General features: G+C 62.1%; 26 protein-coding genes. 7 read left to right on the top strand and 19 right to left on the bottom strand.

Going from position 1 to position 23,801, the window contains the following annotated elements; translation table 11 throughout:
• Nucleotides 1–155 precede the first annotated feature (155 nt).
• Nucleotides 156–1,262 (bottom strand): aldo/keto reductase, encoded by a 1,107-nt coding sequence (locus NKH23_RS21320; protein WP_352720230.1) that lies wholly within the window; start codon nt 1,260–1,262, stop codon nt 156–158.
• A 48-nt stretch (nt 1,263–1,310) separates the two neighbouring features.
• Nucleotides 1,311–1,739: a nuclear transport factor 2 family protein gene (locus NKH23_RS21315; protein ID WP_352720228.1), complete on the bottom strand. Its 429-nt coding sequence runs from the start codon at nt 1,737–1,739 to the stop codon at nt 1,311–1,313.
• 114 nt (nt 1,740–1,853) lie between these two features.
• Between NKH23_RS21315 and NKH23_RS21310 the strand changes: the two genes are divergently transcribed.
• Nucleotides 1,854–2,792 (top strand): LysR family transcriptional regulator, encoded by a 939-nt coding sequence (locus NKH23_RS21310; RefSeq protein WP_352720227.1) that lies wholly within the window; start codon nt 1,854–1,856, stop codon nt 2,790–2,792.
• 1 nt (nt 2,793) lies between these two features.
• On the opposite strand, the gene tsf is transcribed toward NKH23_RS21310, so the two are convergent.
• The 5 genes from tsf to NKH23_RS21285 all read right to left on the bottom strand — a co-directional run bounded on the left by tsf (nt 2,794) and on the right by NKH23_RS21285 (nt 7,426).
• Nucleotides 2,794–3,717: a translation elongation factor Ts gene (gene tsf / locus NKH23_RS21305; RefSeq protein WP_352720225.1), complete on the bottom strand. Its 924-nt coding sequence runs from the start codon at nt 3,715–3,717 to the stop codon at nt 2,794–2,796.
• A 122-nt stretch (nt 3,718–3,839) separates the two neighbouring features.
• The gene (gene rpsB / locus NKH23_RS21300; RefSeq protein WP_031211288.1) at nt 3,840–4,637 is read right to left on the bottom strand and encodes a 30S ribosomal protein S2; all 798 of its coding nucleotides are present in this window, start codon (nt 4,635–4,637) and stop codon (nt 3,840–3,842) included.
• A gap of 205 nt (nt 4,638–4,842) precedes the next feature.
• Complete coding sequence (locus tag NKH23_RS21295) at nt 4,843–5,121, bottom strand: DUF4031 domain-containing protein (protein ID WP_352720223.1); 279 nt, start codon at nt 5,119–5,121, stop codon at nt 4,843–4,845.
• A gap of 43 nt (nt 5,122–5,164) precedes the next feature.
• The gene (locus tag NKH23_RS21290; RefSeq protein ID WP_352720222.1) at nt 5,165–6,463 is read right to left on the bottom strand and encodes a lysophospholipid acyltransferase family protein; all 1,299 of its coding nucleotides are present in this window, start codon (nt 6,461–6,463) and stop codon (nt 5,165–5,167) included.
• A 135-nt stretch (nt 6,464–6,598) separates the two neighbouring features.
• On the bottom strand, nt 6,599–7,426 hold the full coding sequence (locus tag NKH23_RS21285; RefSeq protein ID WP_292653503.1) for a cell envelope integrity EipB family protein: 828 nt from the start codon (nt 7,424–7,426) through the stop codon (nt 6,599–6,601).
• Nucleotides 7,427–7,564: 138 nt separating this feature from the next.
• Here NKH23_RS21285 and NKH23_RS21280 point away from each other — a divergent pair, with 138 nt between their 5' ends.
• From NKH23_RS21280 to NKH23_RS21265, 4 genes are all read left to right on the top strand, one after another.
• Nucleotides 7,565–8,029 (top strand): RidA family protein, encoded by a 465-nt coding sequence (locus tag NKH23_RS21280; protein WP_352720221.1) that lies wholly within the window; start codon nt 7,565–7,567, stop codon nt 8,027–8,029.
• 14 nt (nt 8,030–8,043) lie between these two features.
• Nucleotides 8,044–8,772 (top strand): glycerophosphodiester phosphodiesterase, encoded by a 729-nt coding sequence (locus tag NKH23_RS21275; RefSeq protein WP_352720219.1) that lies wholly within the window; start codon nt 8,044–8,046, stop codon nt 8,770–8,772.
• 40 nt (nt 8,773–8,812) lie between these two features.
• Entirely contained in the window at nt 8,813–10,027 is a 1,215-nt protein-coding gene (locus tag NKH23_RS21270) for a GNAT family N-acetyltransferase (RefSeq protein WP_352720217.1), read from the top strand.
• A gap of 121 nt (nt 10,028–10,148) precedes the next feature.
• On the top strand, nt 10,149–10,580 hold the full coding sequence (locus NKH23_RS21265; protein ID WP_352720216.1) for an HIT family protein: 432 nt from the start codon (nt 10,149–10,151) through the stop codon (nt 10,578–10,580).
• Nucleotides 10,581–10,674: 94 nt separating this feature from the next.
• Here the strand turns inward: NKH23_RS21265 and clpA are convergent, their stop codons facing one another.
• The 3 genes from clpA to NKH23_RS21250 all read right to left on the bottom strand — a co-directional run bounded on the left by clpA (nt 10,675) and on the right by NKH23_RS21250 (nt 14,078).
• Complete coding sequence (gene clpA / locus NKH23_RS21260) at nt 10,675–13,143, bottom strand: ATP-dependent Clp protease ATP-binding subunit ClpA (RefSeq protein WP_352720214.1); 2,469 nt, start codon at nt 13,141–13,143, stop codon at nt 10,675–10,677.
• 6 nt (nt 13,144–13,149) lie between these two features.
• Nucleotides 13,150–13,476 carry an ATP-dependent Clp protease adapter ClpS gene (gene clpS / locus NKH23_RS21255; RefSeq protein WP_023717744.1) on the bottom strand — a complete coding sequence of 109 codons (327 nt, stop codon included), beginning with the start codon at nt 13,474–13,476 and terminating at the stop codon, nt 13,150–13,152.
• Nucleotides 13,477–13,748: 272 nt separating this feature from the next.
• A complete protein-coding gene (locus tag NKH23_RS21250) occupies nt 13,749–14,078 on the bottom strand; it encodes a phasin family protein (protein ID WP_353035295.1) in 330 nt (109 codons plus the stop codon).
• Nucleotides 14,079–14,378: 300 nt separating this feature from the next.
• Here NKH23_RS21250 and NKH23_RS21245 point away from each other — a divergent pair, with 300 nt between their 5' ends.
• Complete coding sequence (locus NKH23_RS21245; protein ID WP_352720211.1) at nt 14,379–15,767, top strand: SPOR domain-containing protein; 1,389 nt, start codon at nt 14,379–14,381, stop codon at nt 15,765–15,767.
• Between the two features lie 48 nt (nt 15,768–15,815).
• Here the strand turns inward: NKH23_RS21245 and NKH23_RS21240 are convergent, their stop codons facing one another.
• The 4 genes from NKH23_RS21240 to NKH23_RS21225 all read right to left on the bottom strand — a co-directional run bounded on the left by NKH23_RS21240 (nt 15,816) and on the right by NKH23_RS21225 (nt 19,297).
• Nucleotides 15,816–16,514, bottom strand: coding sequence for a DnaJ domain-containing protein (locus tag NKH23_RS21240; protein WP_352720209.1), 699 nt, complete (start codon nt 16,512–16,514; stop codon nt 15,816–15,818).
• Nucleotides 16,514–17,245 (bottom strand): vWA domain-containing protein, encoded by a 732-nt coding sequence (locus NKH23_RS21235; protein ID WP_352720207.1) that lies wholly within the window; start codon nt 17,243–17,245, stop codon nt 16,514–16,516. The genes NKH23_RS21240 and NKH23_RS21235 overlap by 1 nt, the downstream gene beginning before the upstream one ends.
• A 125-nt stretch (nt 17,246–17,370) precedes the next feature.
• Nucleotides 17,371–17,808 (bottom strand): DUF1489 family protein, encoded by a 438-nt coding sequence (locus NKH23_RS21230; protein WP_352466463.1) that lies wholly within the window; start codon nt 17,806–17,808, stop codon nt 17,371–17,373.
• Nucleotides 17,809–17,893: 85 nt separating this feature from the next.
• Complete coding sequence (locus NKH23_RS21225; protein WP_352720205.1) at nt 17,894–19,297, bottom strand: L-serine ammonia-lyase; 1,404 nt, start codon at nt 19,295–19,297, stop codon at nt 17,894–17,896.
• Between the two features lie 170 nt (nt 19,298–19,467).
• Between NKH23_RS21225 and NKH23_RS21220 the strand changes: the two genes are divergently transcribed.
• On the top strand, nt 19,468–20,211 hold the full coding sequence (locus NKH23_RS21220; RefSeq protein ID WP_352720203.1) for a DUF599 domain-containing protein: 744 nt from the start codon (nt 19,468–19,470) through the stop codon (nt 20,209–20,211).
• Here the strand turns inward: NKH23_RS21220 and NKH23_RS21215 are convergent.
• From NKH23_RS21215 to NKH23_RS21195, 5 genes are all read right to left on the bottom strand, one after another.
• The gene (locus NKH23_RS21215; protein ID WP_352977165.1) at nt 20,160–20,954 is read right to left on the bottom strand and encodes a YdcF family protein; all 795 of its coding nucleotides are present in this window, start codon (nt 20,952–20,954) and stop codon (nt 20,160–20,162) included. The two genes, NKH23_RS21220 and NKH23_RS21215, sit on opposite strands and share 52 nt — an antisense overlap.
• 28 nt (nt 20,955–20,982) lie before the next feature.
• Nucleotides 20,983–22,548: an amidase gene (locus NKH23_RS21210; RefSeq protein ID WP_352720200.1), complete on the bottom strand. Its 1,566-nt coding sequence runs from the start codon at nt 22,546–22,548 to the stop codon at nt 20,983–20,985.
• Nucleotides 22,548–23,006: a GNAT family N-acetyltransferase gene (locus NKH23_RS21205; protein ID WP_352466458.1), complete on the bottom strand. Its 459-nt coding sequence runs from the start codon at nt 23,004–23,006 to the stop codon at nt 22,548–22,550. The genes NKH23_RS21210 and NKH23_RS21205 overlap by 1 nt, the downstream gene beginning before the upstream one ends.
• 7 nt (nt 23,007–23,013) lie before the next feature.
• Complete coding sequence (gene gatC / locus NKH23_RS21200; RefSeq protein WP_292653488.1) at nt 23,014–23,301, bottom strand: Asp-tRNA(Asn)/Glu-tRNA(Gln) amidotransferase subunit GatC; 288 nt, start codon at nt 23,299–23,301, stop codon at nt 23,014–23,016.
• Between the two features lie 76 nt (nt 23,302–23,377).
• Nucleotides 23,378–23,794: a hypothetical protein gene (locus tag NKH23_RS21195; protein WP_352720198.1), complete on the bottom strand. Its 417-nt coding sequence runs from the start codon at nt 23,792–23,794 to the stop codon at nt 23,378–23,380.
• Nucleotides 23,795–23,801: the final 7 nt, after the last annotated feature.

The raw sequence follows: 23,801 nt of genomic DNA, 5'->3' as shown, positions 1-23,801 counted from the left end.
GTGTTGGGGGCTACCTCGGCTGCGGGCCGCGCGACAGGGGGGGTGGGCGGGGTGCGGGCGCCCCAAAAAACGGTGGCTGTCCATAAAACGTAGGGGGGCCGCTTGGCCCCGGGGCGCCCGAGCCGGAAAGTTGAGATCGTGGACCGGGATAGCCGTCAGCTCACGCCGGCAAAAGTGCCTTGCATGAGCAGGTCCGGCAGATAACTTGCCGGCTTACCGCCAACCGCCTGCCCACCGGTCAGGCCGCCTTGTATTTCAGGGCCGAAGAACGAGTACGGAAAGGGCGTGACCGGCCGGCTAACCTCATCGAGCCGTGCCCGAAGATCCTCGGGAATGTCGAAATCAAGCGCGCCGAGATTGTCCTTGAGCTGGTCAAGCCTGGTGGCGCCGACGATGACGGACGCAACGCCTGGCCTGTTTGCCGTCCAGTTCAGGGCGACCTGGGCCATGCTGCGGCCGAGCTGGCCGGCAACCGTCTCCAATTCGGCCACGATTTGCCAGTTGCGATCGGTGAATTTCTGGAAACCGGGATTGGTCGAACCACGCATTGTCTCCAGCCGGCCACCATCCTTGACGATTGTATCGAAACGGTATTTTCCGCTGAGCAGGCCGCTGGCCAATGGACTCCAGACCATGATTCCGGCGCCATAGCGCGTGCCGAACGGCACGAATTCGTGCTCGATGTTGCGCTCGGCCAGCGAATATTCGAGCTGAAGCGCCGAAACCGGTTCATAGCCGCGATGCTCTGCGACCGCCTGCGCCCGGCTTGCGTACCACGCCGGCACGTCGGACAGACCGACATGCCGGATCTTTCCGGCGCGCACCAGATCGTCCAGCGTCCGCATCACCTCCTCCGGTGGTGTCAGCCTGTCCCAGGTATGGAGGATGTAGAGGTCGATATAGTCGGTGCCTAGCCGCTTCAGCGAACCGTCTACCGCCCGCAGGATGTTCTTGCGGCCGTTGCCCCCGGCGTTCGGGTTGCCCGGTTCGGCGTTGTAGGTGAATTTGGTACTGATCACCGCCTTGTCGCGCAGCCCACGCTCGGCGATGAATTCGCCGAGCCAGGTTTCGGCCGTGCCACCGGTATAGAGATCGGCGGTGTCGAAGAAATTGCCACCGGCTTCGACATAGGCATCGATCAGCGCGCGCGCGGTTTCCTTCTCCGCACCCCAGCCCCATTCCGTGCCGAACGTCATGGTGCCGAGCGCCAGGCGGGTGACACGCAGTCCGCTGTTGCCGAGCGTGTAGTAGGACATGGTCATGGATTTTCTCCTAAAATTTGAAAAGCGGGATTGAGGTCTTGCCTGGGGTCAGGCCTTGGCCAGCGCATCGACCACCACCTGGAACCGGCGCGGATCGAAATAATCGTGGTAGGCGCTGATCAGACCCCTCTTGAAGCGGAAAATCGCGATATTGTTGTTGGTGTACTCAGTGCCGCCGATCAGCACCGCGCGGTTCTTGTACTCAACGACGATCGCGTCCGAATCCGCTGCCGGATAGATGGCTGTCAGCTGCGAATCGAAGGATTCGAAATTACCGAAGAGGCCTCGGAAGGCCGCCAGGATCGCGGCCTTGCCATCGATGCTGTTTCCAAATCCTGCCGGCGGGTAGAAGACAAGGATACGGCCATCTTCAGCCCAAAGGTCGCCCCATGCCTCAATGTCCTTGCGGTGCATCAGATCAAAGAATTTACGCACGGTCTCGAGATTGCGGGTTCGTTCGGAATCGAGGTCGGTCATTAGACGTCTCCTTGGCTGCTCGGCGATTGCCGTGTGATGCAGCCAAAGATGCGCCCTCCTTTCCCCGCCGATAAGATTGCATTATCCGAATGGACTATGCGATATCATGCATGAATGGACCGCGATCTGCTTAGCCACCTACCTATAATCGTTGCCGTCGCGCGGCGTGGCGGCTTCGCGTCGGCGGCCGCCGAGCTCGGCATGAGCCCGTCAGCGGTCAGCCATGCGGTGCGGCTGGTAGAGGAGCGAATCGGCCAGCCGTTGTTTGCCCGCACCACGCGCAGCGTCTCGCTGACCGAGACTGGCACCGCGCTTGTCGCTGCGGCGGAGCCGGCGTTGGAAGACATTGCCGACCGGATCGAACGCATCCGCTCGGTCAAAGGCCGGGCAAGCGGACTGCTCAGGATCAACGCGCCGCGTTTGTCGCTGCCTCTGGCGCTGATGCCCATCCTAACGGCGATGGCGGAGCGTTACCCTGACGTGACGGTGGAGATCGTCACCGACGAACGTCTGAGCGATATCGTCGGCGAGGGTTTCGACGCCGGCATCCGGCTGGGCGAGATGATCGCCGAGGATATGGTGACGGTGCGACTGACTCAGCCGTTCCGGACGACCATTGTCGCCTCTCCGGCCTATGTCGGCCGCCACGGAAAGCCGCGAACAATTGCTGATCTCTCCACCCGCAACTGCATCGGATATCGGCTGTTGCGATCACGTGCGCTCTATCGCTGGGATCTGTCAGACCAGGGCAAGGATATCAGCGTCGAGACACGCGGCAGCGTGGTCGTCAGCGATCCGCTGTCGGCAAGGGACATGGCGCTTGCCGGCATCGGCCTCGCCTATCTGTTCGAGCCGCTTGTCAAGCCCGACATCGAAGCAGGCCGGCTGGTCGAAGTCCTTGGCGAGGCATCGATCGAGGAACCGGGACTGTTCCTCTATTTCCCGCGCCGCGCCGCGATGGCCCCGAAGCTCCGCGCCTTCATCGACACCGCACAAGAAATCGGCCGGGCATCCTCGCGGACACCCGGCCGAAAAAGCCTTTCGAGCGGATAGTTTACTTCTTGACCGCTGCCGCGACTTCCGCCGCGAAATCGGTCTCTTCCTTCTCGATGCCCTCACCGAGCGCGAAGCGCAGATAGGCAGCGATTTTGGCTGGCGCGCCGATCTCGCTTTCGGCATCCTTCAGCGCCTTCTCGACGGTGATGTCGGGATTGAGCACGAAAGCCTGCTTGAGCAGCACGACCTCTTCGTAGAACTTGCGCAAACGGCCCTCGACCATCTTCTCGATGATCGCTTCCGGCTTGCCGGACTGGCGCGCCTGGTCGGCGAAGATCGCCTTCTCGCGCTCCACCGCGACCGGATCGAGCTCTTCGGTGGTCAAGGCCATCGGATTGGTGGCAGCGACATGCATGGCAACCTGGCGGGCGAAGGCGTTCGCGGCATGCGCGTTGCCCGTCGTCTCGATGGCCACCAGCACGCCGAGCTTGCCAAGGCCGTCGGCGACCGCATTGTGAACGTAGGTTGCGACAGCGCCGTGCTCGACGGTGAGCTTGGCCGAGCGGCGGAAGCCCAGATTCTCGCCGATGGTGCCGACGGCGTCCTTGATGGTCTCAGTGACCGACTTGCCCGAGCCCGGATAGGGAGCAGCGGCAACGGCCTCGGTCTTGCCGCCATGGGCGAGCGCAACCTTCGCGACATTGGCGACGATCTCCTGGAACGCAGCATTGCGCGCAACGAAATCCGTCTCGGAATTGACCTCGACGATCGCTGCCTCGCGGACGCCGGAATCGACACCGATCAGGCCTTCGGCAGCGGTACGGCCAGCCTTCTTGTCGGCCTTGGAAATGCCCTTCTTGCGCAGCCAGTCGATGGCTTCTTCCATGTTGCCGTTGGTCTCATTCAACGCCGCCTTGCAGTCCATCATGCCCGCGCCGGTCAAGTCGCGGAGTTCTTTGACCTGTGCAGCCGAAATGCTCATTGTCGCCTCTTTGTCTAAATGCACTGACGACGCACCATCGATTTTCGATGATGCGCCTGGTGCCGGTGGCGCTTACCGCGCCAACATATTGGAAAGATGAAGGCCGCAGCCGGCCTTCGCTACTATGCTTCCGGGGTCTGGGCAGCCGGGCTCTCGGCGGCCGGGGTCTGATCGAGCGCCGGCTCGACCGGAGCCTCGACCGATGCGCCGATATCGACACCGAGCGCGCCCTGCTGACGGGCGATGCCGTCGATAGCTGCCTTGGCGATCAGATCGCAATAGAGCTGGATGGCGCGGGCCGCGTCGTCGTTGCCGGGGATCGGGAAGTCGATCTTGTCCGGGTCGCAGTTGGAATCGATGATGGCAACGACCGGGATGCCGAGACGCTTGGCCTCGAGAATGGCGATCGCTTCCTTGTTGGTGTCGATCACGAACATCAAATCGGGCGTCGAACCCATATCCTTGATGCCGCCCAGCGCCTTGTCGAGCTTCTCACGCTCGCGATCGAGGTTGAGGCGCTCCTTCTTGGTCAGGCCCTGAGCCTCGCCGGCCAGCATTTCGTCGAGCTTGCGCAGGCGCTGGATGGAATTCGAGATCGTCTTCCAGTTGGTCAGCATGCCGCCGAGCCAGCGCGAGTTGACATAGTACTGGGCCGAACGCTGCGCGGCATCGGCGACGATGTCGGAGGCCTGGCGCTTGGTGCCGACGAACAGCACGCGGCCGCCCTTGGCAACAGTGTCGGAAACCTGCTTCAGCGCCTGGTGCAGCAAAGGCACCGTCTGCGAGAGGTCGATGATGTGGATGTTGTTGCGGGCGCCGTAGATATAGGGCGCCATTTTCGGGTTCCAGCGGTGGGTCTGGTGGCCGAAGTGAATGCCAGCTTCCAATAGCTGGCGCATGCTGAAATCAGGCAGAGCCATTTCTTATTTCCTTTCCGGTTAGCCTCCACGGACACAGGCATTTTTGGACTTTGTCCTCGAACGCCACCGGAGGTTTCAGCCGGATTTCTCCCGGGCAGACACCAAAGTCCGTGTGTGGAATGAGCGCGCATATAGAGGGGAAGCGCGACAAACGCAAGCGCTGTGGCGTCGTGCGGCTCAGCGTGCGGCGATCAGCGCACCGGTGTCATCGTCGCATCTTTCCCTTCGGCACCCGCACACGCCGGAAAACAGCGACGATCTCGTCGCGGCTGCATTCGATGGCGCCTAACCGCACCGCGCGGTCGCGCTCGAACCCGGTTATGTCATAATGTGGCGCCGATGTCTTCGGCGGCCCTTGGTAGGACGAGCGCTTGATGCCGAGCTGCCCGGCGAAGCGATGCAGCTCGTCGGTATCGTCTGCCAGCAGATGACACCAGCGGTGGCCGACCCATTTCCAGATCGCCGCATCGACATAGACCGCCATGAGGCTTGCCGCACTCCTTCATCTTGCGCCGACCAACACGCCGCTAACGATGATAGAAGGGATTGGCGTAGAAAATGAAGCCGCCGCCGGCCTCGAGTTGCGCCATGGTGTTGGTGATGGTCGCCTGCATGCGGTCGTGCAGTTCGGCGAGCGCCTCCTCGACGGAGCCTTGATAGGCGTGCAAGCCTAGCGGCTCCGGTACCCGGATATGGGCGCGGCGTGGGCCGGCCGGCTGCGGCACGAAACGGTTGATCGTATCGCGCAGTGTACCCTTGCAATAATCGTTGCGGATCCGCTTCAAATGTTCGGCGATCTCCTCCTGCGTGATGCGCGGATTGGCCGAAGCCCACGGCCCGACACGCTGCAGGCGCTGGATCGTATCTGCCAGCGTTCGGACCTGCTTTTGGCTTCCGGTGCCGTCCGTGTTTTCCCGCAGCCAGCGCCGCGACCGGCGCAAAAGCTCGGCATTGTCGAGCGTGCCGGCTTCGAGCGAAACAAGTTCGGCAAGGCGACGGCCGAGTTCGGTCAGCAGATCCTTCTGACGTGTGGCATATGAAGCCCGCTCATCAGGCCGCAGGCCATTTGCAGCCTCGTCGCGCGATACTAGCGTCGCGTAGATATGATGGACGCGCTCCGGCAGCGTATCGGCGGCACGGCGTTCGATCTTCAGGCTGTGCTCGACATAGGCGCATTCCTTTGCCAGCGCTGCCTCGACATTCCCCGTAAAAGCGAGCTTCCAGATCACGGGCGCGATCCAAACCTTGAAATCCGGATCCATCAGGCGGCCGCGCTTCAGCGCTTCGAACCCCATTTCGACCGCGCCTGGCAGCAGCGGGGCAACGATGTTGGCATGCCAGCCGACACCGCCTTCGGGATGCAGGAGCACGCCGTGCCCTTTCAGCGCCCAGGCCACCGAATGTTCCTTGGCCGCCGCGCTATTGCCCGGGATTTGCGCGATCAGATTGTTGGCCAGCCAGAATTTCTGCATCAGCCGGCCAAGCCCATTGACGACGCCATGCGTGGCCCAGGATGCCGCCAGCGGGCTTACCCGCGACACGACCTCCTTGTCGATCATCCAGTCGGTAAAGAATTCGGGATGGTTGGGTGTGATGAACGTCGCCTTGCCCGCACCGCAACAAGCCTTCAGCCTTTGCCGGTCATCCTCCGGAAAATCGATGTGGCGGACATTGGCGACGCCGCGCAAACCGGCCAGACGGTTGAATGGCAACAGGTCGCGAAGCCCCGGAATGCCGTGCAGCATGACAATCCGGTTGACGAATGTCATGGCCTTGATCAGCGTCGCATTGGGCCGCGGCGCCACAAAAACGTCGATCCTGCTCAACCTGCTCCCCCCACGGCGCTTACCGTCGTAAGACGTTGATAGGCAATTGCGGCATGCTCAAGTCGATGCGACATGCCCCGCAAGATCAAGCGCTACTATCCCGGATAGCGCCGGCGGCTTGTCGTTGGTTCGAGCCTATTTCGACGGGCAGGTCTTTGGCTGATCGAACAGCGACAGATTGACCAGTTTGCCCGTCATCGAGAACTCGCCATAGTCCATCACGAGATCGCGCGTGATGCCGTTCTCGTGCAGCTTGAAGCTGATCCGGTATTCCGGCACCTCCTCGCCGCCTTTGTCGGCATCGTCGAAATAGGCGATGTCGACCGGCCAGTATTTGTCGGTGGCGAGCTTGGCCAGCGCCGGCGCTTCCGGATCGGTGTTGTCGGCATCGGCTTGCTTGCCGACGACGACGGTGGTGGTCACCACCTTGTTGGCGTCCTCAGAGCCGTCGAACAGGTTGGTTTCGTAGAACCGCTCGCCCTTTTCCGCCTTGCCGATCATTTCGACCATTTGCTGGGTCGGGAACTGGGTCGGCGCGAGTTCCAGGCTGCTCTTTTCGGGCTTGTCGATATCGACCTTGAGACCATTGGCCTCCTTCGTTGCGGTACCCTTGACCTCCTTGTCGAGGTTCTGGTCGACAAAGGATTTGTTCACGAAGGAGAAGGTCTTGCCCTCGGCATCCTCGAAGGTGGTCATCTGCTGGTCGGTCAGCCTAGTGTTGTCGTTGGTTACGATCTGGGTCACCAAACGGAACTTTACCGTATAGCCCTCGCAAGGCGAGCCGTTGAACTCGTAGACCATGCGGCCGGTGATGCCAGTAATGCCGGAGCGATCGGAGGCCTTGTCGAGCGAAATGTCGTAAACAGCACGATGCGCCTGCAGCGCAGGCACCGCAAAAGCGGGAGCCGCCCAGGAAGCCGCTGTCAGGAGGACGGCGTTGAATGCGAGGCGCGTTGCGCGCATGGGGTGCTCCGATCATCGCGGCTAATGGCAGGCCGCATGGAAAGATGGTCCAGCTTAAAAAAAGTCGTGGCGGAAGCGAGGCAAAAATAGCAATTTCGGCCCGGCCTGCGCGGCGCCTTCAAGCAATAGGGAAATAGCATGAGCGAAACAATCGAAAAGCGGCTAAGCGAACTCGGCGTGACGCTGCCGGTCGCCGCCGCGCCCGCCGCCAATTACGTGCCATATTGCAGGACCGGCAATCTGCTGTTCACCGCCGGGCAGTTGCCGCTCAAGGAGGGCAAGCTCCAGGCGAGCGGACTGCTTGGCCGCGATGTCGACACCGCGACCGGCAAGGAAGCCGCAAAATACTGTGCGATCAACATATTGGCGCAGGCCCAGGCGGCACTTGGCGATCTCGAGAAAATCCGTCGCTTGGTGAAGATCACCGTCTTCGTCGCCTCGGCACCGGATTTTGTCGAACAGCATCTGGTTGCCAACGGCGCCTCGGATTTTCTCGTCGCCGTGCTCGGCGATTGCGGCAAGCACGCTCGCTCCGCCGTCGGGACCGCCTCCCTGCCGCTTAATGCCGCAGTGGAAATCGAAGCGATCTTCGAAGTCGAATGACCGGGACCGCGACCATGACCGATCTTTCCTGGCTGACTGCCCGGCCCGTCGCCCATCGCGGCCTCCACGACATGAACAAGACGCGCTGGGAGAACACGCTTTCCGCTTTCGCTGCGGCAGCCGAGCGCGGCTACGCGATCGAATGCGATGTGCACCTGTCATCCGACGGCGTCCCCGTCATCATCCACGATGGCGATCTGCGGCGGCTGACCGGCAAGGACGGCTTCGTTTGGCAGCGTACGGCTGCCGAGATCACGGCGCTGAAGGTCGGCGGCACCGCCGACCATTTGCCGACGCTGCAGCAGGCGCTTGATCTGGTCGACGGCCGTGTGCCGATGGTTGTCGAACTGAAAGGCGCTGCCGGGCACGACGAAGGCCTGGTCGAAAGCGTCGGCAAGATGCTCAAGCAATACAAGGGCAAGACCGCGATCATGTCGTTCGACCATTGGCTGATCCGCGAGTTCGCGAAATATGCACCCGGCATACCCGGCGGGTTGACCGCCTACGGCAACGACAACCACCTGATCGAGGCGCATTTCGCCATGCTGGCGCATGACATCGCCTTCACCTCCTACGCCGCCGGCGACCTGCCGAACCGGTTCGTCTCCTTCGTGCGAGAGACACTTGGCATGCCGGTGATCACCTGGACCGTGCATGACCAGCCTGCCGTCGATCTGACCTTCAAATATGCCGACCAGATGACGTTCGAAGGATTCGAGCCCGATCTTGTACGGCTTGCCTGAGCGGGCTTGTATGGGTCCGCAGCGAGCTTAAGTAAGCCTCATGGATCAAGGGGACGACTGCGAAAGACAAACGGCGAATGCGGAGCTGTCGATCCGCATCGCCGCGGGCATCGGCGCCTTCACCAGCGCTGAATGGGACAGCCTCGGCGGCACTACGCGCGGCGATGCAGAAAACGGCTACAACCCGCTTGTTTCATTCGCTTTTTTGAGCGCGCTGGAAGATTCCGGCTGCGCTGTTCGGCGCACCGGCTGGCAAGGCCATCACCTCCGGCTGGAAACCGCGCGAGGCAAGCTGCTCGGGGCGGTCGCCTGCTATCTGAAGTCGCACAGCCAGGGCGAATATGTATTCGACCATGGCTGGTCAGACGCATTCGAACGCGCCGGCGGGCGCTACTATCCGAAGCTGCAATGCGCGGTGCCGTTCACGCCCGTCACCGGCCCTCGCCTGTTGGTCGGCAAGGGCGAGGACAGCCACACCGTCAAGGCCGGTCTTGCGGCCGGCCTGAAGGCGGTGACGGATAAACTCGGCGTGTCTTCCGCGCATGTTACTTTCGCGCCGGAGGACGACGTCCAGACATTGGCGGCGGCCGGCTTCCTGCATCGCACCGACCAGCAGTTTCACTTCTTCAACGAAGGCTTTTCGAGCTACGACGATTTTCTCGCGACGTTAGCCTCGCGCAAGCGCAAGGCAATGAAGAAAGAGCGGCGCGAGGCGCTCGCCGACGGCATCTCGATCGACTGGCTGACCGGCAAGGATCTGACCGAAAAGGCCTGGGACGACTTTTTCGCGTTCTACATGGATACCGGCAGCAGGAAATGGGGCCGGCCCTACCTCAACCGCGATTTCTTCTCGCTGATCGGCGAGCGCATGGCCGACGACATCCTGCTGATTATGGCCAAACGCAACGGGCGCTACATTGCCGGTGCCATCAACTTCATCGGTTCCGACGCGCTCTACGGCCGCAATTGGGGCTGCATCGAGGACCACCCATTCCTGCATTTCGAGGTCTGCTACCATCAGGCGATCGATTTCGCCATCTCGCGCAAGCTGAAGGTGGTTGAAGCCGGTGCGCAGGGCGAGCACAAGCTGGCGCGCGGCTACCGGCCCGTGACGATGCATTCGGCGCACTACATCGCCCATCCAGGTCTGCGCAATGCAGTGGCCGACTACCTCCATCGCGAGCGCCGCGAAGTCGAGCGGATGAGCGAATATCTGGAAGAGCACACCCCGTTCCGCAAGGACCTGGCGGAGTAGGGTAGCGAGACCCAATCGCTCAGCCGCGCGGGCCGGCATGGCCGATGTCGATCGATCGTCCTTGCCCGCCCGGAACAGCTTCGCTACACGAGACAGCGAGCCAAGAACCGGAGCGCGCGCCATGGCCGAAGCAACCTACGACAGCAGCAACATCTTCGCGAAAATCCTGCGCGGAGAAATCCCTTCGCACCGCGTCTACGAGGATGACGCGGTCATCGTCTTCATGGATGTGATGCCGCAAGGACAAGGTCACACGCTGGTGGTGCCGAAAGCGCCGTCGCGCAACCTGCTCGACGCGGATCCGGCGGTGCTTGGCCCGCTCTTCGTTCACGTCCAGAAAGTTGCGCGGGCCGTAAAGAAGGCCTTCGATGCCGATGGCGTCACGGTCTTGCAGTTCAACGAACCAGCTTCGGGCCAGACCGTCTTCCACCTCCATGTCCATGTCATTCCGCGCTTCGACGGCATTCCCTTGAAGCCGCACAGCGGACAGATGGAAAAGCCTGAAGTCCTGGCCGAGAACGCCGGCAAGATACGGATAGCGCTGGCAAGCTGAACCGGCGCAAACCGCTCCGGCGGGCGCCGGGTGCTTAACCGGAAGGTGTCATAAAAAAGCCCCGTTTCCGGGGCTTTTTTTGCTGGCTTGTTCGTCAGTTCTTGCGCGGCAGTTGCGGCACAAGGCTGCGCTTGCCGCCATCCTTGCCCTTCGGCTCCGGCTTCTGCGCCACCGCCTTTTTCGCGGCGGGCTTCTTCGCCACCGCCTTCTTGGCTTTCGGCACGTCGTCCGGCTCTTCCTTCTTCGGCTTCACCGGCGCCTCGTCGGCGAGCGATTCGAGCTTCAGGCCGGTCTCGCCGGTTTCCTTCTTCTCGACGGTGACACGCACCGTGCCGCCCTTCTTGAGCTTGCCGAACAGCACCTCGTCCGCTAGCGGCTTCTTGATGTGCTCCTGGATGACACGGCCAAGCGGCCGGGCGCCCATGCGCTCGTCATAGCCCTTGTCGGCCAGCCATGCGATTGCATCCTGCGACAAGTCGAAGGTCACGCCACGCTCGGAAAGCTGCGCTTCCAGCTGCATGACGAACTTCTGCACCACCTGATGGATGACCGGCACCGGCAGCGAGCCGAACGGAATAATCGCATCGAGGCGGTTGCGGAACTCCGGCGTGAACAGCCGGTTGATCGCCTCGACATCGTCGCCTTCGCGCTTCGTCGAACCGAAACCGATCGCCGCGCGCTGAGCATCGGATGCACCCGCATTGGTGGTCATGATCAGGATGACGTTGCGGAAGTCTATCTGCTTGCCGTTGTGGTCGGTCAGCTTGCCGTGATCCATGACCTGCAACAGGATGTTGAACAGGTCCGGATGCGCCTTCTCGACTTCGTCCAGCAACAGCACGCAATGCGGATGCTGGTCGACGCCGTCGGTCAGAAGGCCGCCCTGGTCGAAGCCGACATAGCCGGGAGGCGCGCCGATCAGCCGCGAAACGGTGTGGCGTTCCATATATTCCGACATGTCGAAGCGGATCAGCTCCACGCCAAGCGAGGCGGCGAGCTGCTTGGCCACTTCCGTCTTGCCGACGCCGGTCGGGCCCGAGAACAGGTACGAGCCGATCGGCTTTTCCGGTTCGCGCAGGCCGGCCCGCGCCAGCTTGATGGCCGAGGTCAGTGCTGTGATCGCGGTGTCCTGGCCGTAAACGACGCGCTTCAACTCGATGTCGAGGCCTTGCAGCACCTTCTCGTCGTCGGCGGAAACCGTCTTCGGCGGGATGCGTGCCATGGTGGCGATCGTCGCTTCGATCTCCTTGATGCCGATGGTCTTCTTGCGTTTGGCTTCCGGCACCAGCATCTGCGAGGCGCCGGTCTCGTCGATCACGTCGATCGCCTTGTCCGGCAGCTTGCGGTCGTTGATGTAACGCGCCGAGAGCTCGACCGAAGCCTTGATCGCCTCGCTCGTGTAGCGGACCTTGTGGAACTCCTCGAAATAGGGCTTGAGGCCCTTCATGATCTCGATGGCGTCCTCGACGGTCGGCTCGTTGACGTCGATCTTCTGGAAGCGCCGCACCAGCGCGCGGTCCTTCTCGAAGAACTGGCGGAACTCCTTGTAGGTGGTCGAGCCGATGCAGCGGATGGCGCCTGACGACAATGCGGGTTTCAACAGGTTCGATGCATCCATGGCGCCGCCGGAGGTGGCCCCTGCCCCGATCACGGTGTGAATTTCATCGATGAACAGCACGGCGCCGGGATAGTCCTCGAGCTCCTTGACGACCTGCTTCAGCCGCTCCTCGAAATCGCCGCGATATCGGGTGCCGGCCAGCAGCGTGCCCATGTCGAGCGCGAAGATGGTGGCATTGTGCAGCACTTCGGGAACGTCGCCCTCGACGATGCGCTTGGCGAGGCCTTCGGCGATCGCCGTCTTGCCGACGCCGGGATCACCGACATAGAGCGGGTTGTTCTTGGAGCGGCGGCACAGCACCTGGATGGTCCGGTTGATCTCGCTCTCGCGACCGATCAATGGATCGATCTTGCCGGCCTTGGCCTTGTTGTTCAGGTTGACGCAATAAGCAGTCAGCGCGTCCTGCTGCTGCTTCTTCTTGCCGCCTTCCTCTTGCGGCTCGGCCCCGCCCTGGTTGCCTTGCTCGTCGTCGGCGCCGCGCGGCGTCCGCGTCTCGGAGGCGCCGGGGCGCTTGGCGATGCCATGCGAGATGTAGTTGACCGCGTCGTAGCGGGTCATCTGCTGTTCCTGCAGGAAGTAAGCGGCGTGGCTCTCGCGCTCAGCGAAGATGGCGACGAGCACGTTGGCGCCGGACACTTCCTCGCGGCCTGACGACTGCACATGGATCACCGCGCGCTGGATGACGCGCTGGAAACCGGCAGTCGGCTTGGAATCTTCATCGTAGCCGGTGACGAGGTTGTCGAGCTCGGTGTCGATATAGGTGAGGACCGTATGCTTCAACTCGTCGAGATCGACGTTGCAGGCACGCATGACGGCGGCCGCCTCGGTGTCGTCGATCAGGGCGAGCAGCAAATGTTCAAGGGTTGCATATTCATGGTGCCGCTCATTGGCGAGCGTCAGCGCTTGGTGAAGCGCCTTTTCCAGGCCTTGGGAGAAAGCCGGCATGTTACCTCACTTCTTCTCCATCACGCATTGCAGCGGATGCTGATTCTGTCGGGCGAAATCCATGACCTGAGACACTTTGGTCTCGGCCACCTCGAATGTATAGACCCCGCACTCGCCCACCCCATGATTGTGAACATGAAGCATTATGCGTGTGGCGGCTTCGCGGTCCTTCTGGAAAAAGCGCTCCAGCACGTGGACCACGAATTCCATGGGTGTGTAGTCGTCGTTAAGAATGAGGACCCGATACAGACTGGGCTTCTTGGTCTTGGTTTTTGTGCGCGTGATGACGGCCGTGCCGCGACCAGCCTCATTGCCGTTGCTGCCGTTCTGCATTCGCACCACGTAGCTCGTGGCAGTCAAACCTGTAGTCACGTAGTCCTGCCTCTTTCGAATCCTCATGCATCCTCGACATGTAGGTGTTCGATGGACGATTTTAAGCCCTTCTGTTTAGCTGACAATATGGCTAGGTGGCCAAACTTGACCGATTTTTCAAATCGTGAAGACCGCAGGCCCCGATTTCGAGCTGGCATGAAAAAACCCGGCCGCGCGTTTGCGACCGGGTCTGTCTTTGCGAGCCCAGGGTCGGCTCGGAACGTTCGTCGAATTTACTTCGCCTTGGCGACGATCGATTCGAACGGCTTGTAGGCTTCCTTGGCGAGTTCGGCATAGAGATCGCCAAGCTTGGTGGCCTCGGTGACGAAGCTCTCATAGGACTGCTTGGCATAGTCGGACTGGATCTCGGTCGCCTTGTCCAGCGACTTGGCGGAAAAGAGCTTCTCGACAGCGGCGCTACCGGCTTCGAAGCTTTTCTTGGTGTACTCGCCCGCCTCGGCGGCGATAGCCTGCGCACCCTTGGACAGCGATGCAAAGCTCTTCAATCCGGTGTCGGCAAATTCCTTGCCGTATTTGCTGAAATCTTCATAGGTCTGGGTCATTTCACGCATTCCCTTGAACGGTTGCCTTTGGACGATGGACGCGCCTTGTCCGGGCCGCGTTGTGCAATGCGTGTAAATATATTGTGCAGTGCACAAAAAGTCAAGATTTCCGCGGCAATGCGCATCGTGAGCTGCCGGCAATCGCTAAGATTCGAATAAAGAGAAGCTCAATCCCGCAGAAAACGGTGAACGCGGCGGTTACCATAAACGGATTGGTAACGCTGCGCGCGTTAGCGTGGCCGGAGGTGAGGCAGGACCCTTTGCCGCCTCCAAGGCAACGGAAATTCAAAGGAACTATCAGTGCGTAAGGCGTTGTCGGGCTTCGTTTCCAAATCCGCGGGCTCCCTCCAAACGATCATGATCCTCGCTATGGCGATGAGCTTCGTCGTCGCGGACGCGGCTTCATCCATGGCGGCCAAGTCGGCGGCCATCGTCATCGATGCCAAGACCGGCAAGGTGCTTTATTCGTCGGACGCCGATGGCCGGCGCTATCCGGCGTCGCTTACTAAGATGATGACGCTCTATCTGACGTTCGAGGCATTGGCGAAGGGCAGGATCAGCGAGAATTCCCCGGTCGTGTTCTCGGCCAATGCCGCTGCCGAACCGCCGACGAAGCTCGGCGTCAAGCGGGGCGGCTCGGTCACGGTCGAGACCGCGATCCTGTCGATGGTGACCAAATCGGCAAACGATTCCGCAACGGCGCTTGGCGAGATGCTCGGCGGCAATGAAGCCAATTTCGCCCGCATGATGACCGCCAAGGCGCGGGCGCTGGGCATGAGGGGAACCGTTTTCCGCAACGCCAACGGCTTGCCTGATCCCGGCCAGTTCACGACCGCGCGCGACATGGCGATGCTCGGCATCGCCCTGAGAGAGCATTTTCCGCAATATTACGGCTATTTCTCGCAACGCTCCTTTCTTTATGGGCGGCAGCGTATCAACGGCCACAACCGTCTGCTCGGACGTATCAAGGGCGTCGACGGCATCAAGACCGGTTACACCCGCGCCTCCGGTTACAATCTGGTCTCCTCGGTCTCGGATGGCGATCGGCGCATCGTAGCGGTGGTCATGGGCGGCAGGTCCGGCGGCAGCCGCGACAGCCAGATGGCCGGGTTGATCAATGCCTACATGCCGAAGGCGTCGTCGCGCGGCGGCGGCGTGCTGATTGCCAAGGCTGGTGGCGGCAATCCGATTTCAGCCTTGGCCAAGGTGCTTCTACCGAAGCATGACGCGCCGACACCGGACAGTAAGCCGGACGACGATGCCGTTGCCTCCCTTGTCGAGGAAAATGCGCCCGTCGTTGAAGAAACCACTCCGGTCGTTCAGGCCAAGAGGGTCAAGACGACGGCTGTGTCGACGGTGGACGACGTGGCGACAGCCCGGGTCGCCGCAGCCTATGCCGAACCGGCGGCAGAGGTCGATCCGGTCAGCACGGCGTCAGTGCCATCCGGCTGGGCAATACAGGTCGCCTCTTCGCCAAATCAGGCCGAAGCGAAGGCTTTCCTCGACAAGGCGACGAAGCAGGCGCCCTCCGTTCTGGCCGATGCCTCCGGTTTCACCGTCGCCTTCGACAAGGACGGTGTCACCTACTACCGCGCCCGGTTCGGTGGTTTCGGTTCGAAGACCGCTGCCTGGAAGGCCTGCAACGCTTTGAAAAAGAAGAAGATCGAGTGCTACGCCGTCCAGCAGTAAGCGGCGCGCGAAACGATATCTTTCCCGAAAGTTCTGCGTCGAAGGAGACTAGTTGTGATTGGAGAGCAAGACGTCCTTGGCTTCATTGATCCGCGCCGCCAGGAAAGACGTGCCACCGATATCGGGGTGCAGGCGCTGCATCAGGCGGCGGTGCGCCTTGCGGACATCCGCCGCGGCAGCCCCCGCTTCAAGACCAAGGATCTTGTAGGCCTCCTCCTTAGTCATGGCGCCAGAACCTGGCGCAACACCCAGCCCTTCGCCACCATTCGCATCAGCGTCTTTGCGCCAGATGGGAAATCTGCCGTCAAGATACGTCTCTAGCAATTGGCGGCTCTCCGGATCGCCGGAGAGTTCGCGATAGAGTTGCTGCAATTCGGCAAGCCCCATCGAGCCAAGCATCTTGCCTTCATGGCGCCCAGCCAGCACGAGGCCTTCGAGGCCGCCGGTATCGTGATCGAGTTCCATCTCAAGCGCCGCTGTACGAACTGTCGAACGCTTGCCTGGTGCCAGTTTTGCTGCCGGCCGATTCATGCGCATGGAGCCGTACCAGGCGAGCGCAGCCGACAGGATCAAGCCGCCGATACCCTCGCGCCCGACCAGCAGCACGGCGACGCCAATCAGCCCGAGCAGCACAGGTCCAAGCGTCCTCATGCCGCCTGCAAGCTTGGCCGGATCGGCGCGCAGGAAGACAGTGACCGTGCCGAGAAACACCAGAAGCAATGCTACAAAAGCGATAATTGCGCCCATCAGTTTCCGCCGCCCCTCAGATGCTCGATCATCAGCCGGTCCTCCGGCCTGCCCCGGGCCTCCAGTGCTTTCAGGCCGCCGGTCGCAAACACGGCGACGGACGAAAGCAGGCCGGCCAAGGTTGCGGCAGCCCGCCGATCGAACCGGAACCAGGCCCCTTTCGACAGCCGCGCAATTTCCTTGAACGCCTTTTCCGCGGCGGCATCATGGCCCTCCTGAAAGACGAAGACAGGAACGCCGTGCAGACCGAGGCTGCCGGCCTTTTCGGCCAGATCATCTATGTTTTCTTCCATCGCGTCGCCGATATAGACCAGCGCGTTGACCTTGGCCGCCGCCGTCTGTTTCAGCGCATGGGCGAGCACCTTGCCGATTTGGGTATGGCCGCTGCGGCATTCGATCCGCGTCATCAACTGCTTCAGAGCTTCGGTATCGGGGACGAATGCGGAGGAGCGGCACTCGCCAAGGCCGCGAAAATAGACAAGTTGAACCTTGAGCGCCCCGGTCTTGCCGACGGCGTCGAACATCTCGGCCTGCAGCGCACAGGCGAGATCCCAGGTCGGCTGGCGGCTCATCGTCGCGTCGAGGGACAGGATCAGCCTGCCTGAACCGGTGGCGGATGCAGCGAGCGTTCTTGCCTGACGGAGAAACGCGTCGATCTCGCCGGTGCTCGATTGAGACTCGACCGGCGCAGGATTTGCCTTTGCAGGCACGGGCTGCTTCTTGTCGCTCATGACATTCAAGATGTGGCGTTGTTCCCCGGCTTGCAAGCCCAGATGAGGCGACCTGGAGGACCGGTGATGATGGCAACTGCGGACAAGCGCTTCGCCTGGTGGTCTTGGCGTCGCGGTTCTCGGCGTCAGAGCAGGCCGAGATCGGCAAGCTCACGCCTGAGCTTCGGCGGCATCTCGATCAGCCCGGCTTTGCCCTTGCCGAGATCGGCCGGCGCGTCCGCCGGCTTCAGGTAGCGCCACCCCTGGAATGCACGGCGCGGTTGCCAGTCGGTGCGCACGACCTCGGGATCGAGGATCAGATGGCAACGGCCGATACCCTCGTCATCGGTAAAGGGCCGGATTTCGGTGATCAGCTGGCGGCATTGAACATTGCCCTTGATCACCCAGTAGAGCGAGCCGCCGTCGGTAATCTCGGCGCCGCGTGTCGGCACCATGCGGGTGGTGTGGTAGTGCTCGGCCGGTTCGCCGGCGCGGCGCCGCTCGTCGAGACGGAAGGCAATCCACTCTTCCAGATCCTCGACGCTGTCACAGCCGACGCAAAGCTTTATGAGATTGAGAGACATCGTTTAAGGTTTAGTCCAGCACGCGAACGCGTCAACGGCCTGATCGACTTCTCCACAGTGGTGGTCCAGGCCGCCAGATTGGCGCTCAGCACTCCACGACATTGACGGCCAATCCGCCAAGGCTGGTTTCCTTGTACTTTTCGTTCATGTCGAGGCCGGTCTGGCGCATCGTCTCGATCGCGGCATCGAGCGGCACGAAATGAACGCCATCGCCCTTGATGGCCAGCGAAGCGGCGGTCACCGCCTTGACGGCGCCAAGCGCGTTGCGCTCGATGCACGGCACCTGCACCAGGCCGCCGACCGGATCGCAGGTCATGCCGAGATGATGTTCCAGCGCGATTTCGGCGGCGTTCTCGACCTGCTCGGGTGTGCCGCCCATGACGGCGCACAGTCCCGCCGCAGCCATTGCCGAAGCCGAACCGACCTCGCCCTGGCAACCGACTTCCGCCCCCGAGATCGAAGCATTGGTTTTGATGATGCCGCCCACCGCCGCCGCCGTCAGCAGGAAATCGCGGATGCTGGGCTGGTCGGCTTCGGGATGGAAATGCAGCCAGTAGCGCAGCACCGCGGGCAGAGTGCCGGCCGCCCCATTCGTTGGCGCGGTGACGACACGGCCGCCGGCAGCGTTCTCCTCGTTGACCGCCATCGCATAGATCGACAGCCAGTCATTGGCGAGCAGCGGGTTGGGCCGGTTCTGCTGCCATTGCTCTTGCAGCTTGTCGTGCAGCATCCGGGCACGACGGCGCACCTTCAGTCCGCCCGGCATGATGCCGTCTTGCGACAGGCCGCGCTCGATGCACCCCTTCATGGCGCTCCAGATGCCGTCGAGACCGGCGTCGAGCTCCTCGCGCGACATCTGCGTCTCCTCGTTGACGCGCTTCATCTCGGCAATGGAAAGCCCGCTTCTCGCTGCCAGGGACAGCATTTCGACGGCATTCTTGAACGGATACGGAACCTTCTTGCCCTCTGTTGTCGCCGAGCCCCTTGCCTTCAGCCGCTGCAGTTCTTCCTCGGACACTACGAAGCCGCCGCCGATCGAATAGTAGACCCGCCTCAGCAGCAACCGGTCGCCGGCATCATAGGCAGAGAAGGCCATGCCATTGGCGTGACCCGGCAGCGGCGTCTTGCGATCCAGCACAAGATCCGTTCCCGGGTCGAAACGATAGGACGGATGGCCAGGCGGCGAAATCCGCTTCTCGGCGGCGATGCGAGCGACGATGCCGTCCGCCTGGTCGGGATCCACCATCTGCGGCGTCTGGCCGGCGAGGCCGAGCACCACGGCACGATCGGAGCCATGGCCGATGCCGGTGTAGGCGAGCGAGCCATGCAGGCTGGCCGCGATGCGGTCGACCTTGGCGCCGGCCGGGCGCGGCCAGTCGTCTCCCGCAATCTCATCGAGAAACCGCCGCGCAGCCGTCATCGGCCCCATCGTGTGCGAACTCGATGGGCCGATGCCGATCTTGAACAGGTCGAAAACCGAAAGGAACACGTGGGCGTTTTCTCCTGGGACCCTGTTGAGGTCTACATATAGGAACTGCCATGATGTTTTCCGCTGTTTTGAAGATCGCGGCGCTGCGCCTGCCGACCTTGTTTGCTCCGGCAGCGACATTCCAGCTTCGACCATCGAAGCGTCCCCTCGGCCTGTGGTAAAAGCAACGCATGAGCGATTCCTTTCATCTATCGATGGCCGACCTTGCGGCGCTGGGGTTCTTCCTTGCCGCGTGGGTGCTGCATACGCTCGCCGCCGACGGAATGCTGGTCAGCCGCATGTCGCTGACGAGGGCGATGAACGTGCAGCGTGAGGCCTGGATGCGGACCATGGCCGAACGCGAGATCCGCATCGTCGACACCGCCATCATGAGCGGCCTGCAACAGGGAACCGCCTTCTTTGCCTCCAGTTCGCTGATTGCCATCGGCGGCTGTTTTGCCCTGCTCGGCGCCTCCGATCAGGTTCTGACCGTGCTGAGCGACCTGCCGTTTGGCGCCACGTCCTCACGCGCGGCCTTCCAGACGAAGGTGTTCGGGCTGGTGCTGATCCTGGCCTTTTCCTTCTTCAAGTTCGGCTGGGCTTACCGGCTATTCAATTATTGCTCGATCCTGATCGGCGCCGTGCCGATTCCGCATGGCGAGGCGTCGCGCAATCCGGTCACCGAAACGGCAGTCTGGCGTGCCGCGCGCATGAACATGCTGGCCGGGAAGCATTTCAATTCGGGCCTGCGCGGCGTGTTCTTCTCGATTGGTTATCTCGGCTGGTTCGTCGATCCCACCGTTTTCGTGCTATCGACGCTGCTGCTACTGGCGGTACTGGTGCGCCGCCAATTTTTCTCGGCGGCGCGGCAGGCGGTGCTCGGTCAGCCGCCCGGCCCGGGAAAAGGCCGATCGATGCGGCCCGACAGCCAATAGGCGATGAGCCCTATCCATTCGCGGATCGCAACAGTGGTGACCTCCAGCCAGTCGCCGGGATAGGGGAACGTGGTGATGCCTTCCCTACCGGAGGTGCGATAGTCGACTGGCCACGGAACGGTCGAAAAGCCGGCTTTGTCGAACAGCGCCTTGGCGCGTGGCATGTGGAAGGCCGAGGTCACCAGCAACCAGGTCTCGCCCGGTTTCGGCGTCACCAGTTCCTTGGTAAAGACAGCATTCTCGTAGGTGTTGCGGGATTTGTTCTCGAGGATCAGCCGATCGGCCGCGACGCCGAAAGCGGCAAAAAGACGCGGCGCGGTATCTGCATCGCCTTCGCCGCCGCGGAACGTTTCGATGCTGCCACCGGAGATAACGACTTTCGCTGTCGGAAACCGCCGCGCCAGCACGGCCGCCTCGACCATCCGGTCGCCGCTGGAGTTCATTTCATAGCCACCACGCACCAGATTGACGGCGCCATCCAGACTGCCGCCAAGTACCACGATACCGTCAACCTTTTCCGGCAGCGGCGGCCTGGGGAAGCGTTCCTCCAGCCGATTGAGCATCATGGGGCCGAGCGGGCTCCATGTCGAAACCGCCAGAATGAGGAAGGCAAGAGCGCTGCCGGCGGTCGCCAATCGCCGCCGACCGAACATCGCCGCGACCAGCCCCGCCAGCAGCAGGAAGATCGTGAGATTCAACGGCTGGACGAAGAACCAGAGAATCTTGGAGACATAGAAGAACATCCCTCACCCCCTCAGATGAGAAACGATCCTACCACCATTTTTCCGGCTGAAATGTGCCGGCCGCCTGTTCGATTACGTGGGCTGTCTGGAACAGCGTTTCCTCGTCGAAGGGCCGGCCGATTAGCTGCAGGCCGAGCGGCAGCCCCTTGGCGTCGAGCCCAGCCGGAACCGCTATGCCGGGCAGGCCGGCCATGTTCACCGTCACCGTAAAGATGTCGTTGAGATACATTTTGACCGGGTCGGCTGCCATGTCCTCGTCGGCGATGCCAAAGGCGGCGGACGGCGTTGCCGGCGTCAGAATGACGTCGACGCCTGCGGCAAACACATTTTCGAAGTCACGTTTGATCAGGGTTCGAACCTTCTGCGCCTGCAGATAGTAGGCATCGTAATAGCCGGCGGAAAGCACATAGGTGCCGATCATGATACGGCGCTTGACCTCGCGCCCGAAGCCGGCGGCGCGGGTCTTTTCATACATTTCGACAATGTCCTTGCCGGGCACGCGCAACCCATAGCGGACGCCGTCGTAACGGGCGAGGTTGGACGAAGCTTCGGCGGGCGCCACAATGTAATAGGCCGGCAGCGCGTATTTCGTGTGCGGCAGCGAGATATCGACGATCTCGGCGCCGGCATCCCTCAGCCAGGCAATGCCTTTCTGCCACAGCGCCTCGATCTCCGCGGGCATGCCGTCGACACGGTATTCCTTGGGGATGCCGACCTTCATGCCCCTGATCGGGCGGCCGATCGCCGCCTCGTAATCCGGCACCGGCAGGTCGACGGAGGTCGTGTCCTTCGGGTCGACCGAAGCCATCGACTTCAGCAGGATCGCGGCGTCGCGGACGTCGCGCGCGATCGGCCCGGCCTGGTCGAGCGACGAGGCGAAGGCGACGATGCCCCAGCGCGAGCAGCGGCCATAGGTCGGCTTGATGCCGACCGTGCCGGTGAGGGCAGCGGGCTGGCGGATCGAGCCGCCGGTATCGGTGGCGGTGGCGCCGGCGCACAGGAAAGCCGAGACGGCTGATGCCGAGCCACCGGACGAACCGCCCGGCACCAATTGGGCATTGTCCAACGTGCGCGCGGTCCTGGTGCCGCCGGCCGAAACGAAGCCGCCCTCGCCCTGATGCGTCGTCGGCATCACCACCGTGTCGAGGCGCGAACGCCGCCACGGGTTGATGACGGGCCCGTAATACGAGGTCTCGTTGGACGAGCCCATGGCGAACTCGTCCATGTTGAGCTTGCCGAGCATGACGGCGCCATCCGCCCACAGATTGGCGGTGACAGTCGATTCGTAGCGCGGCTTGAAGCCGTCTAGCACATGGCTGCAGGCCTGGGTGTGGACGCCTTCGGTGCCGAACAGATCCTTGATGCCGAGCGGGATACCCTCAAGCGGCCCGCCCTCGCCCTTGGCTAGTTTCGCGTCGGAGGACTTGGCCATGTCCCGCGCCTTGTCGTCGGTGACCACGACATAGGCGTTGAGCGCCGGATTGGCTCGCTCGATCGCCGATAGATAAGCCTCGGTGATTTCGGTGGCAGTGATCTCCCTGGAGCGCAATTTGGCGCGGGCCTGCGAAATCGTCAGCTGGGTCAGATCGCTCATCAGGCAAGGCTCTTTTCGTAAAACACCGACCACTCGGAATCGGGATAATTCAGCACCGGACGGCAGCGAGAAAAACCGGCGCGTTCGTAGACGGTCCAGGCGGCGGGATGACGGTCCCCCGTCTCCAGCACCAGACGCTTAAGCCCTTCTTGGCGCGCCAGCGCCTCGATTCGCTCGACAATCTTCGCGCCGATCTTGCGGCCGCGATGCGAAGGTCGCGTATACATGCGCTTGACCTCGCCGACGACAGTATCGTGGCGCTTCAGTGCGCCGCAACCGATGGCAAGACCGTTATCGCGGGCGATGAAGACGGTCGTGTCGCCGTCCGCCATCTGCTCGACCGTCAAATGGTAGCAATGCTCCGGCGGCGTCAGCTCCAGCAATGTGGCGTTGAGCTCCTCGACCAGCCCACGCACATCGTCCTGCAGCGGCGTCTCCGCGGCGATCTCGATTGCCATCGGCCAGCTACTCCACGACCTTCGGCACAAGGAAGAAATTCTCTTCGGTCGCCGGCGCGTTGGCGACGATGTCGGCTGCCTTGCCGCCGTCAGTGACGCCGTCCTGGCGCTTTTTCATTGCCATCGGCGTGACCGAGGTCATCGGCTCGACGCCGGAAACATCGACCTCGTTCAATTGCTCGACAAAGCCCAAAATGGCGTTCAATTCGCCGGTCATGCGCTCTGCATCCTCCTCGCTCACCGCAATACGGGCAAGATGCGCGACGCGCTTCACGGTTTTTATATCAACGGACATGTTTGTGCCTCGGGGAAAACCAGCGCTATAGCGGCGCGGCGCGTGCCGCGCAACATGCATCGTGCCGACAACTGCCCTATGGCATCGCGACGCCGTCGCAGAGGAAATAACTGCCGCCGTTGCCGCTCTGCTCGCCTTCGTCGGCGGCAGGCCGAACCGATACCAGGTCGATCTGCTTCGGGCTCATCTGTGTCAGTGAGAGAACATCGGGAAAGACGTAGCCCGGTTCCTGGCATATGGCGGTCACCGCCCAGCTTGGCGAGCGAGTCGCTTTGGTGATCTGCAGGAACTCACAGTTATATTCGATGCTTTCCAGGCCATTTGCAGACAGCACGATATTGCCGCCCTCGATCACCGTCTGCAGCGTATCCTTTTTGGCCTGCGCGCAGAGATCCTCCGATTGCAGATAGATGCCCTCGATGAAATCCTCCGCCGCCAGCGCCGGCGACGCGGCAACCAGCATGGAAATGCAAAGAGAATTTCTCAAGCGCATCGTATCG

Source organism: Mesorhizobium sp. M1328 (genome assembly GCF_040318075.1).
GTDB lineage: Bacteria > Pseudomonadota > Alphaproteobacteria > Rhizobiales > Rhizobiaceae > Mesorhizobium.
This window is presented reverse-complemented; position numbering and strand designations above follow the sequence as displayed.